Annotated in this window: 12 protein-coding genes; 7 read left to right on the top strand and 5 right to left on the bottom strand. The window is 35.1% G+C overall.

The window, feature by feature from the left end; all coding sequences use genetic code 11:
• Positions 1 to 254 precede the first annotated feature (254 nt).
• On the bottom strand, positions 255 to 377 hold the full coding sequence (locus tag AB1414_04610; protein MEW6606727.1) for a hypothetical protein: 123 nt from the start codon (positions 375 to 377) through the stop codon (positions 255 to 257).
• A 592-nt stretch (positions 378 to 969) separates the two neighbouring features.
• Between AB1414_04610 and AB1414_04605 the strand changes: the two genes are divergently transcribed.
• The 7 genes from AB1414_04605 (at position 970) to AB1414_04575 (ending at position 8268) form a co-directional block, all read left to right on the top strand.
• Positions 970 to 2394, top strand: a complete 1425-nt coding sequence (locus tag AB1414_04605; protein MEW6606726.1) for a radical SAM protein — start codon at positions 970 to 972, stop codon at positions 2392 to 2394.
• A gap of 77 nt (positions 2395 to 2471) precedes the next feature.
• On the top strand, positions 2472 to 2852 hold the full coding sequence (gene speD / locus AB1414_04600) for an adenosylmethionine decarboxylase (protein ID MEW6606725.1): 381 nt from the start codon (positions 2472 to 2474) through the stop codon (positions 2850 to 2852).
• Between the two features lie 240 nt (positions 2853 to 3092).
• Positions 3093 to 4013: a polyamine aminopropyltransferase gene (gene speE / locus AB1414_04595; GenBank protein ID MEW6606724.1), complete on the top strand. Its 921-nt coding sequence runs from the start codon at positions 3093 to 3095 to the stop codon at positions 4011 to 4013.
• Positions 4014 to 4078: 65 nt separating this feature from the next.
• Positions 4079 to 4501, top strand: coding sequence for an adenosylmethionine decarboxylase (gene speD / locus AB1414_04590; protein ID MEW6606723.1), 423 nt, complete (start codon positions 4079 to 4081; stop codon positions 4499 to 4501).
• Between the two features lie 199 nt (positions 4502 to 4700).
• On the top strand, positions 4701 to 5576 hold the full coding sequence (speB, locus tag AB1414_04585) for an agmatinase (GenBank protein ID MEW6606722.1): 876 nt from the start codon (positions 4701 to 4703) through the stop codon (positions 5574 to 5576).
• A 29-nt stretch (positions 5577 to 5605) separates the two neighbouring features.
• Positions 5606 to 7525: a glycosyltransferase family 39 protein gene (locus AB1414_04580; GenBank protein MEW6606721.1), complete on the top strand. Its 1920-nt coding sequence runs from the start codon at positions 5606 to 5608 to the stop codon at positions 7523 to 7525.
• 212 nt (positions 7526 to 7737) lie between these two features.
• Positions 7738 to 8268, top strand: a complete 531-nt coding sequence (locus tag AB1414_04575) for a cob(I)yrinic acid a,c-diamide adenosyltransferase (GenBank protein ID MEW6606720.1) — start codon at positions 7738 to 7740, stop codon at positions 8266 to 8268.
• A 162-nt stretch (positions 8269 to 8430) separates the two neighbouring features.
• Here AB1414_04575 and AB1414_04570 read toward each other — a convergent pair whose 3' ends face one another.
• The 4 genes from AB1414_04570 to AB1414_04555 form a co-directional block, all read right to left on the bottom strand.
• Positions 8431 to 11556 carry a carboxypeptidase regulatory-like domain-containing protein gene (locus AB1414_04570; GenBank protein MEW6606719.1) on the bottom strand — a complete coding sequence of 1042 codons (3126 nt, stop codon included), beginning with the start codon at positions 11554 to 11556 and terminating at the stop codon, positions 8431 to 8433.
• A 14-nt stretch (positions 11557 to 11570) separates the two neighbouring features.
• Positions 11571 to 12488, bottom strand: a complete 918-nt coding sequence (locus AB1414_04565; GenBank protein ID MEW6606718.1) for a hypothetical protein — start codon at positions 12486 to 12488, stop codon at positions 11571 to 11573.
• A gap of 63 nt (positions 12489 to 12551) precedes the next feature.
• Positions 12552 to 13343, bottom strand: coding sequence for a hypothetical protein (locus AB1414_04560; GenBank protein ID MEW6606717.1), 792 nt, complete (start codon positions 13341 to 13343; stop codon positions 12552 to 12554).
• A 39-nt stretch (positions 13344 to 13382) separates the two neighbouring features.
• Positions 13383 to 17864 (bottom strand): hypothetical protein, encoded by a 4482-nt coding sequence (locus tag AB1414_04555; protein MEW6606716.1) that lies wholly within the window; start codon positions 17862 to 17864, stop codon positions 13383 to 13385.
• Positions 17865 to 18066 lie beyond the last annotated feature (202 nt).

The following is an 18066-nucleotide window of genomic DNA, read 5'->3' as shown; positions in this document are numbered from 1 at the left end:
TCTTTATGCCTTTCTCCCACCAATAACTGACCGATTACCTCAGCCGAACGGTATTTAATTACCAGTTACCAATCACCAGTTACCAGAATCAAATTCCGTGCGTTATTTGTTCAACACGACACTAGTAGTCACACGACATATGCTCTGCATGGGTGCCCCGAGCCTGATTTCACCTAAACCATCAAACCCATTTTCATCTTTCTTTGTGCCCATTCCCTGTGGGCATGAGTGTTTCTCCTTCTAACCTTTATTTTCTATCCTTCTTGATTCTCTGCCAGTGGAGGAGATTTCCAGCCCCTAACCCCCGCCAGCGGGGGACAACCTACTTCTGCTCTCTGCCTTCTGCCTTCTATCTTCTGACCTCTGTATTTATCCATGCCAATCCGTGTTAATCAGTGGCTGAATAGTTACTTTATTTCCATATCTTCTCTGTTCCTCTGCGTCTCTGCGGTAAATTACCCTGCGGTAAATTACCACCTGAACGATTACCACTTTTGCTCATTATGGGGATATTTTACCAAAAATTTTATCCATAAGTCAACAAAATTTTCGTCTCTTTTGGGAAAAATCTAAAAAAAATCGGTAACCGTTCACCGCAGAGACACAGAGACGCAGAGAAGAAAATTAAAATTTATGGACGATAGGCTTAACATCCCTGATTTTCATCAGTGCAATCTCTTGAGTCCAACAACATTAAACTTGCCCTGATGAAAATCAGGGATGGATTAACAAATCTGGCTTGCCTGCTGAACATTCGGCAAGCAGGTCCTATGTATTTCAATGGCTGCACCAATAATCTTTTCTGTTATCTGATTTATTTCCATATCTTCTCTGTTCCTCTGCGTCTCTGCGGTAAATTACCACCTGAACGGTTACAAAAACCATCTCTTACCCCCTGGGATGGTCTTTAGAATTTATTCAATATCTTCTTCTTGACAAATACCATCTATATCTGGTATATTAGTGGTGATGAAAATATTATTAATCAATCCACCAGCAAAATATACCTTAAAAGGAAATAATCCCTCAATAATTGATGAAGAGCGAGGATATAATCCACCATTAGGATTACTGTATATCGCTGGTTACCTTGAGAAATGGACACCTCATCAAGTAAAGATATTGGATTCCCAGGTAGAGGAAATAAACTACGACGAACTGGAATCAAAAATTAGACAAATCAATCCTGATGTTGTGGGAATGACCACGATGACATTTACATTGATTGATGTTCTTAAAACGGCTAAGATGATTAAAAATATCTCTAATGAAATCCAGATTGTCTTAGGTGGTCCACATATCTATATCTACCCGAACGAAACAATATTTTTCCCTGAAATCGACTTTTTAGTCTTAGGTGAGGGAGAAATCACCTTTGCAGAATTGGTGGATAATATTAATGATTTAGAGAAATTAAAGAATATCCCTGGATTAGTATTTAAAGCCAATGGGGAAATATACAATACCGGCCCGCGAGATTTTATAAGAAATTTAGATAAACTCCCGCATCCGGCAAGACATTTGGTCCCTTATGAAAAATACTCTTCTTTGATTGCCAAACGAAACCCGATTACGACGATGATTACCAGCCGAGGCTGTCCTTATAATTGCAGTTTTTGTTCAAGACCTCACCTTGGGAAACGATTTAGAGCACATTCAGCGAAAAATGTCATTTTGGAAATGAAAGAATGTATTAAACTAGGGATTAATGAATTTTTAATCTATGATGATACCTTTTCCATTGATAGACAACGAGTATTGGATATTTGCGATGAGATTATCAAGGAAAGATTAGATATTGGCTGGGATATAAGGGTGCGAGTGGATACAGTCGATGAGGTGATGCTAAAAAAATTAAAACAGGCTAATTGTGAAAGAATCCATTACGGTGTTGAGGCAGGAACTGAAAAAATACTTAAGGTTTTAAGGAAAGGAATTACATTAACACAGGTAGAAGAGGCATTTCGTCTGACTAAAAAGGTAGGTATTTCTACCCTGGCTTATTTTATGATTGGCTCACCTACAGAAACTAAAGAGGATATTTTACAAACCTTAAAATTTGCAAAAAAACTAAACCCTGATTTTGTCCACATTACCATTACAACGCCATTTCCGGCTACCTATATTTACCAGAAGGGACTGGAACAGGGAATTATAAAAAGAGACTTCTGGCACGATTTTGCCCAAAATCCAACAGAAAACTTTCAACCCGAATATTGGGAAGAAAACCTTACCTCTACGGAATTACTTGAATTAATTGATTATTCCTATAAGTATTTTTACACAAGACCAACATATATCCTCAAGGAATTGCTTAAAATAAAATCCTTTGGCGAATTAAAAAAAAAGGTAAAAGCAGGTATAAAGGTAATAAGTGGTAAGACGATGAGATAGAAGGATGTAAAATTTTTCTTGACAAATCCTGTATTTTAATGTAAAGTATTAGAGTTAATTTTTATAGGAGAGATGAAATGGAGGCATTGGGACAACATTTACTCATAGAATTATATGAATGTGATAAGGATATATTAAATGATGAGAAGAGGGTAGCGGAGATATTAACCTCTGCGGCAGAGGTTTGTGGTGCCACAGTGCTTAATACCTCTTCACATAAGTTTTCGCCACAGGGTGTAAGTGCCATAATAATGATAGCAGAATCTCATTTCTCAATTCATACCTGGCCCGAATATTGTTATGGGGCTTGTGATGTTTTTACCTGTGGCACTACACTTAAACCAGATGTGGCGGTAGATTATCTGGTTAAAGAATTTGAGGCAAAAAATTTTACCTTGCATGAGATTAAACGAGGAACCCTTAAACTTCCAGAAGGGAAAAAACTAACCCACAAATAAAAAGAGTAGAGAGTAGAGAGTAGAGAGTAGAAAGTAGAGAGATTACTCGGAACGGTTCACTTTTTTTGAAAGCTTGTGGTTAGAAAATGAAGTTAAAATTGGAACTTTCTGTGAACGCTTACAAGTGACATTCGAAAGAAATCATAGGAAAAACGATAAAAGGAACCGTCCCGATTACTCCTTATTTTCTTTCTACTCTCTACTCTCTACTCTCTACTCCATTACATAAGGAGTTATTAAATGGTTGATTCACCGACTACCTGGTATATCGAACAAATGACCCCGTATGAGAGGCATATGCATGGGGTAAAATCAATTTTAGCCTCCTGTCAGAGTAAATTTCAATCTATTGAAATCATAGATACCTTTGATTCTGGTAGATGCCTTGTTTTAGATGGTAAGATACAATCATCAGAATCAGATGAATTTATTTATCATGATGCACTGGTTCACCCGGCAATGATAACACATCCAGACCCCAAAAAGGTATTTATTATAGGTGGTGGTGAAGGGGCTACCTTGCGTGAGGTGCTTAAATATAAATCTGTTGAAAAGGTGGTTATGATTGATATTGATGAAGAAGTAATCAATCTTAGTAAGACTTATTTACCCTCTTTTAGTGCTGGGGCATTTGAAGATAGTCGGGGTGAATTGCTTTGCATAGATGGAAGAAAGTATTTAGAAGAGACAAATACGAGGTTTGATGTGATAATAATTGATATCTCAGAGCCATTAGCTGATAGTCCTGCTTATCTATTATTTACTGAGGAATTTTATAAGATAGTAAAAGCCCATTTGACTAAAGAGGGTATAATAACAAGTCAAATAGGAACATCTAACCTTAATAATTTATTATCTTATGTCAGTGTATATAAAACATTAAGTAGAGTTTTTGAAGAAGTAGAAACTTATGAGGTTTTTATCCCATGTTATGCGACGCCATGGGGTTTTGCTTTTGCCTCGGCTACACTTAATCCTAAAAAACTGAGTTTAGACGAGGTAGATAAACGGATAAGGGATAGAAATATCAATGACTTAAAATTTTATGATGGACAGACACATATATCTTTATTCTCTTTACCTAAACATTTAAGAGCGGCATTAAAGTCAAATCAAGGCAAGATTATTTATGATAATGAGCCACTTTATATTTATGGATAAAATTTTTTATTGACAGATAGGACTATAATAGTGTATAATACATTAATTTTATAAGGAGTGGAAAGATGCATTTAATTATTGATGGATATGAGGGAAATAATTCTAAACTTAGTAATTTAGAATTTATTTATAAAACATTAGACGAATGTCCCAATCGGATAGGTATGACAAAAATTATGCCTCCTTATGTATTTAGATATGTAGGGAAAGAACCTCAAGACTGGGGAATATCAGGATTTGTATTGATTGCTGAAAGTCATATCAGTATTCATACTTTCCCTGAACGTTCCTATATTAACATAGATGTTTTTTCGTGTAAATCCTTTGATACGGATATGGTGACTAAATATTTTCAAGAGATATTTGAATTAAAAGAACTTGAAAATAAGGTTATTGAACGAGGGTTAGATTATCCAAAAGATGTAGAAAAAGCAATACCTGTGCTTGATTCAGAACGGTATGGTATAGCACAATCTGTTTATAGTTGACTCATATTAGAAAAAGACCAAAGATTAAAGACAGAAATGAGAAGACAGATGGTAACCGTAGACTTTATCCTGCGTAAGATGGAAACGCAGACAAAGAAGGTCGGGCGACTATCTTCTTCAGCCTTCAGCCTATTTTTAAGAGAACACAACAGAAGATGCAAGACAATGATATTTTTCAGAAAAATATCTGGGTTAGTAGATGAAAGAAAATTTTTTTATCCCATCCAATTTTGGAAACTTACCTATTGAAAACTCACAATTTGAAACATCTAAAGTAGTTATTTTACCTGTTCCTTATGATTCTACCACTTCATTTAAGGCAGGTGCACGCAATGGCCCACAAGCTATAATATCAGCCTCGCAAAATATTGAATTATATGATATTGAGATTGGAAAGGAAACTTATAAGGAGATTGGGATTCATACCCTCAATCAACTTGAGCCAATTGTTTCTTCTCCTGAGACTATGATTCAAAGGGTCTATGAAGTCTGTAAGGAATTAGTTCAATTTGATAAATTTACGGTGCTGTTAGGTGGAGAACATTCATTAAGTATGGGTATGGTGCGTGCATTAAAGGAAAGATATAAATCTATGTCTGTTTTGCAGTTAGATGCTCATGCAGACCTGCGAAATGAATATCTTGGTAGTAAATATAGCCATGCGTGCGTTATGCGAAGAATATCTGAATTATGCCCAATTACTCAAGTAGGAATTCGAAGTATGAGTCAGGAAGATGCTTGTTTTATCAATGAAAATGCTCTAAAGCCTTTTTATGCCAGTAAGATAGTTAAGTCTCAAGACTGGATGGAAGAAGTTTTATCTACTTTAACCGATGAGATTTATATCACCATAGACTTAGATGTTTTAGACCCATCTATTATGCCGGCAGTCGGCACTCCAGAGCCTGGTGGATTAGATTGGTATTTATTACTTGAATTGCTATTTAAAGTAACTCAAGCCAAAAAGGTAGTTGGATTTGATGTAGTGGAATTAGCTACTACGGAGATTCATTGTGCCTCATCTTGTTTGTCTGCATTGTTAATCTATAAACTGATTGGCTATATTTTTAGTTGAAAATTAATAGGAATAAGATGATAAATCTGGTGAATCTTAGGTTAACTGAAATTAGTCAATTATTCCTCCTGATACTAATTTCCTTCTGTTTGGGGCTGAAGATACTCAAAATCCTTAAGATTAAAACACATAGTTTTTTAGAGGAACTAATATTTTCAACCGGATTAGGATTGGGATGTGTATCTTATCTTGTGTTATGCCTCGGATTATCAGGCTTGCTTTATGATTGGGTCTTTTATTTAATATTTGTGCTGTTAGCGGGCATTTTTTATCGTGAAATTTTATACCTTTTAAGAAAATTTCTTGTAAAAATTAATTTAAATCCCTTTTCTTTAATTTGCAGTTTTTTCATTGGACTTACCCTCATCTTAGCCATAATTTTACTCCTGGTTCCCACAGTTACCTTTGATGCCCTGGTTTATCATTTAGCCGTGCCCGAAATTTATGTTAAACATCATAAGATTATTTATCTACCCTACAATTGCTTTTCAAACTATACCTTTAATACCGAAATGCTTTTCACTCTTGGACTTTTATTAAATGGAGATTTGCTGGCTAAATTAATACATTTTTTATTTGGGATATTATCGGGATTGAGTATTTACTCTTTAGCGAGAAGATATTTTACTCCAATGGTTGCCTTTTTATCTGTTTTATCTTTTTGTAGTATGCCATTAGCCATTTTTGTGTCTACATCTGCCTTTAATGATTTTGCCATTACTTTTTATGAGATTTTAGCGGTTTATGCGATTTTAGTTTGGTATAAAGAAAAGACTTATGGATGGTTATTGCTGTCTGGACTAACCTGTGGATTATCTATTGGTGTTAAGTATTTTGGCGGGTTTGGGTTTGGGATTTTAGTTTTAAGTATTTTAATCGGGAAGTGGCGGCAAGCTGGGATTTTAAAAGCAATTAAAACAACGATTATTTTTGGGGTATTTGCCTTGATACCTGTTGTCCCATGGCTGATAAAAAACCTTATTTTTACCGGTAATCCTGTTTTCCCATTGCTTTACGATACTTTTGGTGGGAAAAATTGGAGTCAAATTCACCAGAGCCGGTATCTCCATGAGATGACCAGATATAGTGCGGGAGAACACCTGTTATTAAAACCATTTATCTTCTTCTGGAATATATGTTTTAAATGGGGTGGGATGGATACGGGTGTAAAAATCCCGGTAGGTCCAATATTCATTATTTCTCTACCCTTCCTTCTGAAACTTAAAAAATTAGATTTTAACCTCAAATATTTACTTACCTTTTGTGGGATTTTCTTTTTGTTCTGGTCTTATGTTTGTGCGGTAGATAGGTTTAGTTTGCCTTGTTTTGTTTTATTATGTGTTGTCATAGGCTATGTGATTTCAAAGTTCAAATACCTTTATCTTTTACTGGCTATTTGCCTGTTATGGAATTTATTTAATGTCTCAAAAACTGTCTATAAAAATTCTTATCTGATGTGCTTAAAAAAAGATGGATGTGAAAAATTTCTCCTTAAAAAATCAATTATTAAAGATTATTATGATGTTATTTCATATATTAATCAGCATTTACCAAAAGAAAGTAAGATTTTATTTATTGGCGAGGTGCGAAGTTACTATTGTCAGCAGGATAAATTAGTCAGTACGCAATTCGATACCAATATCATCCTTGAATTAATCCGTAAATCCAAAAATAAAAAAGACCTGATAGATAATTTAAAGAAATCAGGCGTAACCCATTTACTTTATAATGAAATAGGTAGCCAGTGGCTAAGTAAATATTTTGATTACTTCTCTTTTCAAAATAAGGAAGAGAAAAGATTATATCACGAATTTATGCCAAATCATTTAAAATTAATTTACTGTCAAGGGGCAATATCGGTATTTCAACTCGTAACCGTTCAGCCACAGAGGCACAGAGTTCACAGAGAATTAGAAATTAGCCACAAATGGACACGAATTAACCTGTGACATTCGATAAATGTAGTGCGAACCTTTGTATGTGTTTCTTCCGTAGATTGCATCTACGGTTATGTGAAGCCAGAAGCGAGGCTAAAGCCTCGCACTACAAATCTTTTTATTATTCGTGTTCATTCGTAGTTATATATTCCCTCTGTGTTCTCTGTGACTCTGTGGCTATATTCCTGAACGGTTACTTCAACTCTAAAGGGGTGAATTGTTTAATGAAAAAAAGGGGATTGATTCAGATTTATACTGGAGAAGGTAAAGGTAAAACAACGGCGGCTGTTGGTCTTGCGGTGAGAGCAAAGGGGCATAATTTCAAAGTGGGATATGTTTATTTCCATAAAGCCCCAGCACGATGGAAATCTGGCGAACATCAAATCTTAGAAAAAATTGGAGTGGATATTTTTGGGTTTGCCAAAAAACACCCATATTTCTTCAAAGAGGTTACCTACAACGAGATGCGGGAAGAATGCCAGAAGGGACTGAAGTTTATTAAAAATCTCTACCAGGAAAATCGCTACGATATGCTGATACTTGATGAAATTCTAATTTCCTTGCGGGACGGCTTCTTGAAGGAGGAAGAAATGATAGAACTAATGGAATCTAAACCGCCAGGCATGGAATTGGTTTTGACTGGTCGTGGGGCAACGCAGAAAATAATTGAAAAAGCAGATTTAGTTAGTGAGATAAAAAAAATAAAGCATCCTTATGACTCAGGAATTCAGAGAAGAAAAGGGATTGAGTTTTAAATAGAAACTATAACATTAAAAATCCGTCCTGACAAAGAATAACACTTTTGTATATAAGGTGACAACTGATGGCTGACTGCTGAACGCTTACAATAAATGTATTGAAAATAAGTAACTATTCAGCCACTGATTAACACGGATTAGCACGGATAAATATAGTAGTTAATAAGAGCTACCTAAAAATTCAAAAAAGGTAAAATCCTCACTGGTAATAGCACCTGTTATTAAATTTAAGAATCGACTGCCTCCAAGATACACTCCAGGTGGTTCACTACCAACAAAGGTATGGTAAAATATATCAACCTCAAAATCAATACCTTGTTTCAAAGTATAATTATACATATTTATCAATGATATTAACTTATCAGTTGGAAGTTTTAGCCAAATCTTTACATCAACATTAACATCATTACCACGATTAGTAACATAGGCTGTTATGGTGAGAGTATCATTAGTATAATATTCAGGTTTATCTGTAAGGATAGTAATTGTAGGTAATAAATATAGCTCTTTCATTGTCTTATATTCGAATACGGAAATACCTTTATAATGAGTTTTGCTCTCAAACTCTTTATCAATTTTAACCATAGTATCCTTAAGTTCTTTATAAAAGTTAAAGAAATCTTCTACTTTGATACCTACAATAGTATCTGCCTCCTCAATTTCATCTTCTACTCGACTTATTATTCCATCAGGTGAGACATACACCATTGGAACTACTGTTTGTAGATATTTTGCCAGGTTTAATGTATCACCAGAAGGTAGTTTTCCTTCATTAGCCTTTTCATTGTACCACCAGGCAATAGCGGCAGAAAAATGGAGGCTGACATCAGAATTAGCATCCAAAGTATCTCTGATTTTACTAAGTAGCAGTACATACGACTGCATCAATATTTCTCGCCTGTTCCAGTCTCCATTTTGCCATTCATCTAATACATGTGGTTCAGTATCAATATGTACACCTTTTAATGCTAAAAGAGGATTATTTCTGCAATATGCAATTACATCCTCTACCAGGTCTATTCCATTTTGATGCTCTGATTCATAGGTAAAATTAGGGGCTTCAAGTGTCATGGCATGAACTTCAATACCTTCAGTATTAGCCTGATTAATGAAATCCTGTAATTTAGCGGTATATGTTGCAGAGTAATTGGGATTTCCTTCATTAATCTTCCTAACATCAAGACTAAGAAATACCCCATTAATTTCCATGTTATATAAATAATTAATTACTTCCTCATTATCAAATTTTTCAAATTCATACATCCAAACATATCGGGGAGGAGTAATATTATTTACTATAATTATAATAGTTTCAGTATCTGTACCTCCTTTACCATCATAGACATTGAAAGTAACTGTATAAGTTCCTGCCTGGTCATAAGCAGGTCTCCAACTAAATTTAGCATCAATAACTGTACTTCCTGTTGGTAAATTCTCAACCTCAAAGATTAAAATATCATCATCTTCATCAGTAGCAGTAACAATAAACTCTAATAGTTTACCTTCATCAACCTCTTTATTTCCAATTGGGTCTAATACAGGTGGATGGTTAACTTCTGATTCAAGCATAAAATCTACTCCTACAACTATTCCTCCATCTGTTATTGTAACCGATTGAGATGCTGGTTTAAAACCTTCTTTACTGGCAGTGACTGTATATGTCCCATCTGGGATATTCTTTATTGTATACTCACCATCGGCGTTGCTTATGTCATGTCTATCTCCATCTGATACTATTGCTCCTTCTATTGGATTCATTTTATCATCAGTTACCTTACCTGACATTTGTCCTGCGGCAGATATAGGTACCAGTATAAAATTGATTCCTGTAACTATCTCTTCTATTCCAACTATAACCTGTTGCCCTGCACTACTGTAACCACTCTTACTTGCTATTACAGTAAAAACACCTGCTGGGACATTTTTTATAGTATAGTTACCATCTTTATCCGTTATATTATATCTTATCCCATCGGTAACAACTGCTCCTTCTATCGGATTTATCCCATCAGTTACTGTCCCTGAAATTTGCCCTTTAGGATAATATACCATTACTTCACATGATACCTGTGGGGCATGATAATTAACTGCATTTACTGCGTCTATCTTACAGGTATATATTCCTTCAAAAACTGTAATACCGTAATCATCTTTACCATCCCATTCTTCTGCATTTGAAGAAGTAAATCTTTCTTCATTTTCTAATAAAGTTCGTACTAAACTACTGGTATTATCATAAATAGTAATAGTTATTTTTGCTGGTTCTGGAATGGTATAATGAATATAGGTAGTATCCAGGAATGTATCATTATCCGGTGAGAAAGGATTTGGCTCTGCAAATACATTGCTTATATAATTACTTACATCATAAATGCGTAATTTGTTAGTATTGGAATCAATTACATAAAGTTTATAGTTTTTATCTATGACTACTTTTTGTGGAGATAGAAAGTCAACAAATACACCAAATGAGTTAAGATATTTACCATTTGAGTCAAATTTTTGTATTCGATAATTCTCTGTATCAGCAACAAAGATATTACCACTACTATCTACTCCTACATCTCGGGGGAAATAAAACTCACCAGGACCTGTTCCATGAGTACCAAATTCCATTAAAAAGTTGCCATTTGAATTAAATTTTACAATACGATGATGATAAGTATCTGCAACATAAATATTACCATTAGCATCTACATCTAATCCATAAGGATATAATAATCCTGCATCTTGACCAATACTATTTAACCAGTCTCCTGATGTATTAAATTTTTGTATTCGCTGGTTGCCAGAGTCACAAACATAAATATTACCATCATGACCAACATCCATATCTCTTGGTAAGTAAAATTGTGTATTTCCACTACCCATCTCACCAAATTTTAGTATAAATGTATAAGTCCCTTGAGCAATATGAAATTTTTGAATACGATGATTGACCGTATCCACAACATAAATATCATCATTAGTAGTATCTACTGCTACTCCGTAAGGATGAATAAACTTGCCATCTTCCGTACCTACTCCTCCGAAAGAATCCTGGAAGTCTCCAAAGCGATTGAACTTCTTTATCTTATTATTACCGGTATCGGCAATATAAATCCATTGATTTTCTTCATCTACTGCCAAGCCACATGGATGTTGAAGTTCACCATCTCCATTTCCAAAAGTGCCAAATATGCCAATGAGAGGAAAAGGAGAGTTGTTATTATCTGCCTGAGCATTTAAGACAGATGATAGTAATATCAATAATAATGTTATTCCATAATAAGATAATCTCAGCATTATAATTTCTCCTTTCAATAACTACCTAATTGTCCCTTAGCAATCTTACGAAAAGAAATCTGCATTTTTGCTACTTTCTTATACTTATCATCATACAGGCATTTAATAAACATAGATACTGCAAATTTTGGATTTTTAATTAATTCATCCCCTTCAAAAGTACATGTAACCAACTCATTAGTAAAATCATAACCTACTATTTCTTTCTTTTTAGTCATAGTTAATTTCTCTAAATATTCTGTAGGAATTTCCAATATACCATACTCTCTCTTTAGCCATTGAGCTATCTCTGGGTTTTCTGTTGCTGCTTGGGCAATAATATCTGCTTGTAGCATAATCTCATTAGCACATTCATCATAGATAGCCTCTGTATTTATCTCTATTTTTTCCCAATGGGTTAACCTATCTATTAAAACCGAATCAGGAGACAGAATATTACTAATCTCACCTTCTACTTCTACATAACTATAATAAGATAAAGATAAAGTACCCTTAATGAATATCTTTAAATAGCTAATCTCGGATAAGTTTTCCGGATTAATCTTAATCACATCAATATAATTAACTTCTGTCTGGTAATCCCTTCGATAAACACCTTTAGCATGGAGATAATCTCCTGTTCGATACATCTCTTCAGGTGAAGTCTTAAGTGGAATTACATTAGCTGAGAAGAAGACTATCTCAGTATCACCATATCCTGCTACCGTAACTTTAAAGTCCTTTATTGTCTCAATTTTAGGTATAGGTAAAGGTTGCTTAATTTCTATTGACTCTTGCGGTGCTACTGATTTTACAGGTTGTTCAATAGTACTGATTTTTTTCTCAAATTTTAATTCTGGTATAGTCTCTTTCTTTACTGCCTTTTCTGCAAATACGATACCTGGAATGCTTACTATCACTAATACCAAAAAACTTAAATATTGGTTCTTCATGTTGAAAAAGCCTCCTTTAACATCAAATCTTATTCTAATGTAAGTTACTTTTTAATCTCTATTTTATCTTTCCTTTTTTTCTCCTTTATGACCATAGTCAATTAATTCAGCTTCTGAAAGTATCTCATCTCCTTTTACCCTTTTCGCTTCAGTCCACCAAGGTTTGCCCGGTTCCCATTTTTGAATACATTTAAGTTCAATATCATTTTCTATTGTGGTTAATACAACCTCTAAATTACGATGTAATTTCTCATGATGTAATGACTGTTTGAATTCAATTCTCTGTTTAATTTCTGGTAAACCTTCCTTTCTGAAAGATTTTTCCTCTTTAATCGTTAATACTTCATTTATATTCTTTTTTAGTATCCTGATAGGAATAAATATAGGAAAGTCAAAGGGGATGGAATTCCCAACTGTTTGAGAAAAAACAATTGGGCCAAGATCATTATCATATTGACATAATGATATCCTTTCGTTTTTTTGAACGTGGATATTTATTAAACTTTTAAGAATAAAATTTGCCTTTTCTATCTTTAAAATATAATATTCATCTATCCATTCATTACCCGTAGAATCAGTCACTTTAATTATATAATGTGGTTGCTTATCAATATTTTCTATTTTAATCACTTCAAATTTGAAAAGAGAAACAATTCTTGTTATCTCTATACCTCGTTTATCTCCATATAAAACTGGAAGTTCCTTTATAACCTGAACCTCCCACCAATCGCCTACTTGCCATTTAGGGATGAATTTGGTAGATATATTAACAGTATTAGGATCGGAAAATCCCCATACTAACATAGTTCCTAATGACAATCCTAAAAGTAAAAGTATCCTTATTCTGTATTTCATAATTAAAACAACCTCCTCGTATAATAATTAATTTAAAATTTATTTATATAGATTGTCAACATTAGTTTTACTCACAAATGGATTTTTGGCATTCCACATGCTATTGGTAACTTTATATAGATTTTGCAGTGCATAGTGTTCTGCCCTAATCCAATTTTGCTCTAAATAAGTTTTATCTATCTCACCAGTAAATGTGTATTTGAGAATATATGTATAAGTCTCTATCCGATCTGATGTACCATTACTTGGATAATTGAAATCTTCATTCGCATAAATTATAATAGTTATTTTTATCACATACTCATCATTTTGATCTGGAGATTGTTCCATATTTGCAGAATATTTCCATACTGCATGATTCCAAATTTCATTTGGATTATTAACTCCCCGTAAATTGCTCTGCAGTGCTATATGACTTCTACGTATATGGTCTCTTAAAGCAATATGGACATCATCAGCGTATCGATCTACACTTTCTCCTAATGCAGGTGTTGGCTCTGAAGGAATATTATCGACAAGAACACTTCCATACCAACCACAATCAGCAAGTTCTATATATAATCCTTCCATATCATCTTGGTCAAATTTAATACTATCCTGTTCTGTAGGCTCAGGTTGAGATTTTACAATGGATGCAATCGACCATCCCCAACAATGCCCCTCCCATGGTTCTACTCCTACATGATTAGTGACTTCCCAATTCTGAGCTGAAGTATTATACACTTGATCATACTTATCCAACGCATATCCATCATCATATAAGTTTGGATTAGTATTTGGTTCTGTTGGCCAATACCACCCATTCCAAGGTCTCGTTGTTGCTTCTCCTTTTTCAACAAATGTGTTACTCACAGTATAATTTTTCGCCCCGCTTACTTTAAATGTAAACCAGCCATGGTTATTTTCTCCAACCTCTGTCCCATTAGTAAAGGGATTACCTTTCGGGTCAAATATCTCTATTGTACAACCTGGTGCAGAGATAGTTAATACACCGCCATATTTAGTCGGGACATAAACCTCAAAAAAGCCCGGCTCTGCAGTACTATCTATTTGCCCACCTAATCTTACCTTAGTACCGATAATGATGTTTCTTCCCTCCTGAGTAGACCATTTGATAATGTTAAATAGGTAAATAGAAATTGTTGTAGTATATAGTCCATTAGGTACTACCTTACCATCATTATTTCTACCATTCCATATAAAATGTGGGTCATCGGTTATTGAAGGGAAAGGCTTATAATCCCAGGCAGTATACACCAGTTCACCTGTATAATAATTTTTTATCTCTAAGCGAATGATGCTTAATGGATATAAATCCAAATAATCTTCGCTAAGATGATATTCTATAATAACTTGTTCTTTATCTTGAATACTTGTTGTAGGTAATCCCTTTGTAGTTACCTGTTCCTGATTAAAATATAATCTTGCAGGATTAGAAGAAGTAGGCTTAATAATCCAGATTACCCCTTCTCCTATCATTCCAGATACCTCTTCACTATTATCACTCTCCTGTCCTGACTCATCTACTGCCCTTACAACATAAAAATAAGTTTGATTTTCAACTACATCCCTATCAGTATATGACTCAGTAGTTATAAGTGATGGATTGATTGGAGTAGGGGAGTAATTGCCGCTTTCTATTCCTCGATAGATATTGTATCCTGCTAAGTCTAATTCATGATTTGGAGCCCAGGTTATTAGCAACTCAGTTTCTTTTTCTGTAATCATAACATCTGTCGGCGGTGCAGGTGGGGTATCAGTCCCCACGGGTGTTTCAGATACCTCTATTGATGCAGGTCCTTCATTACCACTATCATCCACTGCCTTGACTATATAATAATATGTCTGTTCATTTATTAGCCCGGTATCATTATAATATAATGTGGTAATCAATGTCAAGCCATTTATTGGTTCAGGGTTATAATTTCCAGGTGAAGTGCCACGATAGATATTATATCCTGCTAAATCCGTCAACTCAGAGTTATCTGTATTAGTTGTTGGAGCGGTCCACCACAGGTCTATGATTGTATCTCCTGGAGTTGTATTTACATTAGTTGGTTCAGCAGGTGCAAGTGTATCCGTTGGTGAGGCATCGGCTAAATTCGATAACCCACTTCGATTATCTGAGGTATCCACTGCCAGCACTTTATAATAATATGTATTTGCCTCTGTTACCTCATAATCTGTATAATTAGTTTTAGAAGTACTTACTGGAAAGCCTGAGTCATAATTACTTTCTGATACTGCTGAATTATTTGTCAGCCGATAAATCAAGTAATGTGATACCTCAACATTATCTATTGATGCATCCCAGGATAATTCTAATTCCTCTCCTGTTTCTGGATCATTAATATTCAAATTAGTAGGTTTAGTAGGAGGCTCTGTATCTCCTATATCCTCAGGAGTTGCACTTACCTCTTCAGAATAATCACTTTCAACTCCACTTATATTTACAGCTGTTACTACGATATAGTAAGTAGTGCCATTTGTAAGACCAGAGATGATAACTCCTGTATGCCACTCTTTGGGTACCTTATCAAAATAGCCAAAGTAATTACCAGATGAAGTGCCTAAATAAATCCTATAATAATCTAACTCAGGCTCCGGATTTGCATTCCAGATAAGAGTAATCTGTCTACTACCCGGACCTGATTTTGCAATCACACCTGTAGGTGGACTGGGTTTATTACTTAATCCATTAATAAAAGCCCATTCCGCAGACCATGAACTTGTACCAAGTACATTTCCTGCCTTTACACGCCACCAGTATTGAGTACCATCATCAAGGAACCCAGACATATCTACCCCTATATAATTTCCAATAGCTTTATCAAATACAAATTTGGTAAAACCGCTGTCTAATGCTACTTGTAGATGGTAGTTATTTGCCCTGGGTGCAGGATACCACCGAAATTGAATCATTTGACCTGGGACATTAACTCCATCTTTTGGCTGGATCAATATTGGAGATTCAGGAATGCCGCTTGGTCCATTAATAAAATTCCATTCCGCAGACCAGGAGCTTGTACCAAGTACATTTCCTGCCTTTACACGCCACCAGTATTGAGTACCATCATCAAGGAACCCAGACATATCTACCCCTATATAATTTCCAATAGCTTTATCAAATACAAATTTACTAAAACTGCTGTCCAATGCTATTTGTAGATGGTAATTATTTGCCCTGGGTGCAGGATACCACCGAAATTGAACTACATTACCAGGTATATTAGTTCCATCTTCTGGTCGAATTAACTCTGGTGTATCAGGTTTATCAGTTGGTCCATTGATAAAGTTCCATTCCGAAGACCATGAACTCCAGCCTAATGAATTACCTGCTTTCACTCGCCACCAATATTTAGTGCCATTGTCTGGAAATCCGCTTATGTCTACTCCTATGTAATTACCTATTGCCTCATCAAAGATAAGTTTAGTAAAATTACTATCCAATGATACCTGAATATGATAATTATTTGCCCTATCTGCTACATGCCATCTGAATTCTACCTTTGTACCAGGGAAGTTAGAGCCATTAGTAGGAGTACCTAAAGTAGGTGTATCAGGTATGCTGCTTGGTCCATTGATAAAGTTCCATTCTTCAGACCATGAACTCCAGCCTAATGTATTACCTGCCTTCACCCGCCACCAGTACTGAGTGCCATTGTCTGGAAATCCGCTTATGTCTACTCCTATGTAATTACCTATTTCCTCATCAAAGATAAGTTTAGTAAAATTACTATCCAATGATACCTGAATATGGTAATTGTTTGCCCTATCTGCTACATGCCATCTGAATTCTACCTTTGTACCAGGGAAGTTAGAGCCATTAGTAGGAGTGCCTAAAGTAGGTGTATCAGGAATGCTGCTTGGTCCATTGATAAAGTTCCATTCTGAAGACCAACTGCTCCAGCCTAATGTATTACCTGCCTTCACCCGCCACCAGTACTGAATGCCATTGTCTGGAAATCCGCTTATGTCTACTCCTATATAATTACCTATTGCCTCATCAAAGATAAGTTTAGTAAAATTACTATCCAATGATACCTGAATATGGTAATTGTTTGCCCTATCTGCTACATGCCATCTGAATTCTACCTTTGTCCCAGGGAAGTTAGAGCCATTAGTAGGAGTGCCTAAAGTAGGTGTATCAGGAATGCTGCTTGGTCCATTGATAAAATTCCATTCTTCAGACCATGAACTCCAGCCTAATGTATTACCTGCCTTCACCCGCCACCAGTACTGAGTGCCATTGTCTGGAAATCCACTTATGTCTACTCCTATGTAATTACCTATTGCCTCATCAAAGATAAGTTGAGTAAAATTACTATCCAATGATACCTGAATATGGTAATTGTTTGCCCTATCTGCTACATGCCATCTGAATTCTACCTTTGTCCCAGGGAAGTTAGAGCCATTAGTAGGAGTGCCTAAAGTAGGTGTATCAGGTATGCTGCTTGGTCCATTGATAAAGCTCCATTCTGAAGACCAACTGCTCCAGCCTAATGAATTACCTGCTTTCACTCTCCACCAATATTTAGTTCCATTGTCTGGGAAGCCAGATAAATTTACTCCAATATAATTCCCTATTGCTTTATCAAACTATAGTTTCGTCATTTTTTAAATTTTGTTAAAAAAATCTCTTCTCCTGCCGATTAAAGATAATAGAAACAATAAATCTCTAAAAGGAGGAGAAGAGATGAACCTATTATATTTATCGGCAAGT

The organism is bacterium (assembly GCA_040755795.1).
Classification (GTDB): domain Bacteria; phylum UBA9089; class CG2-30-40-21; order CG2-30-40-21; family SBAY01; genus JBFLXS01.
The sequence above is the reverse complement of the archived record's forward strand: the minus strand, read 5'-3'. Positions and strand labels throughout refer to the sequence as shown.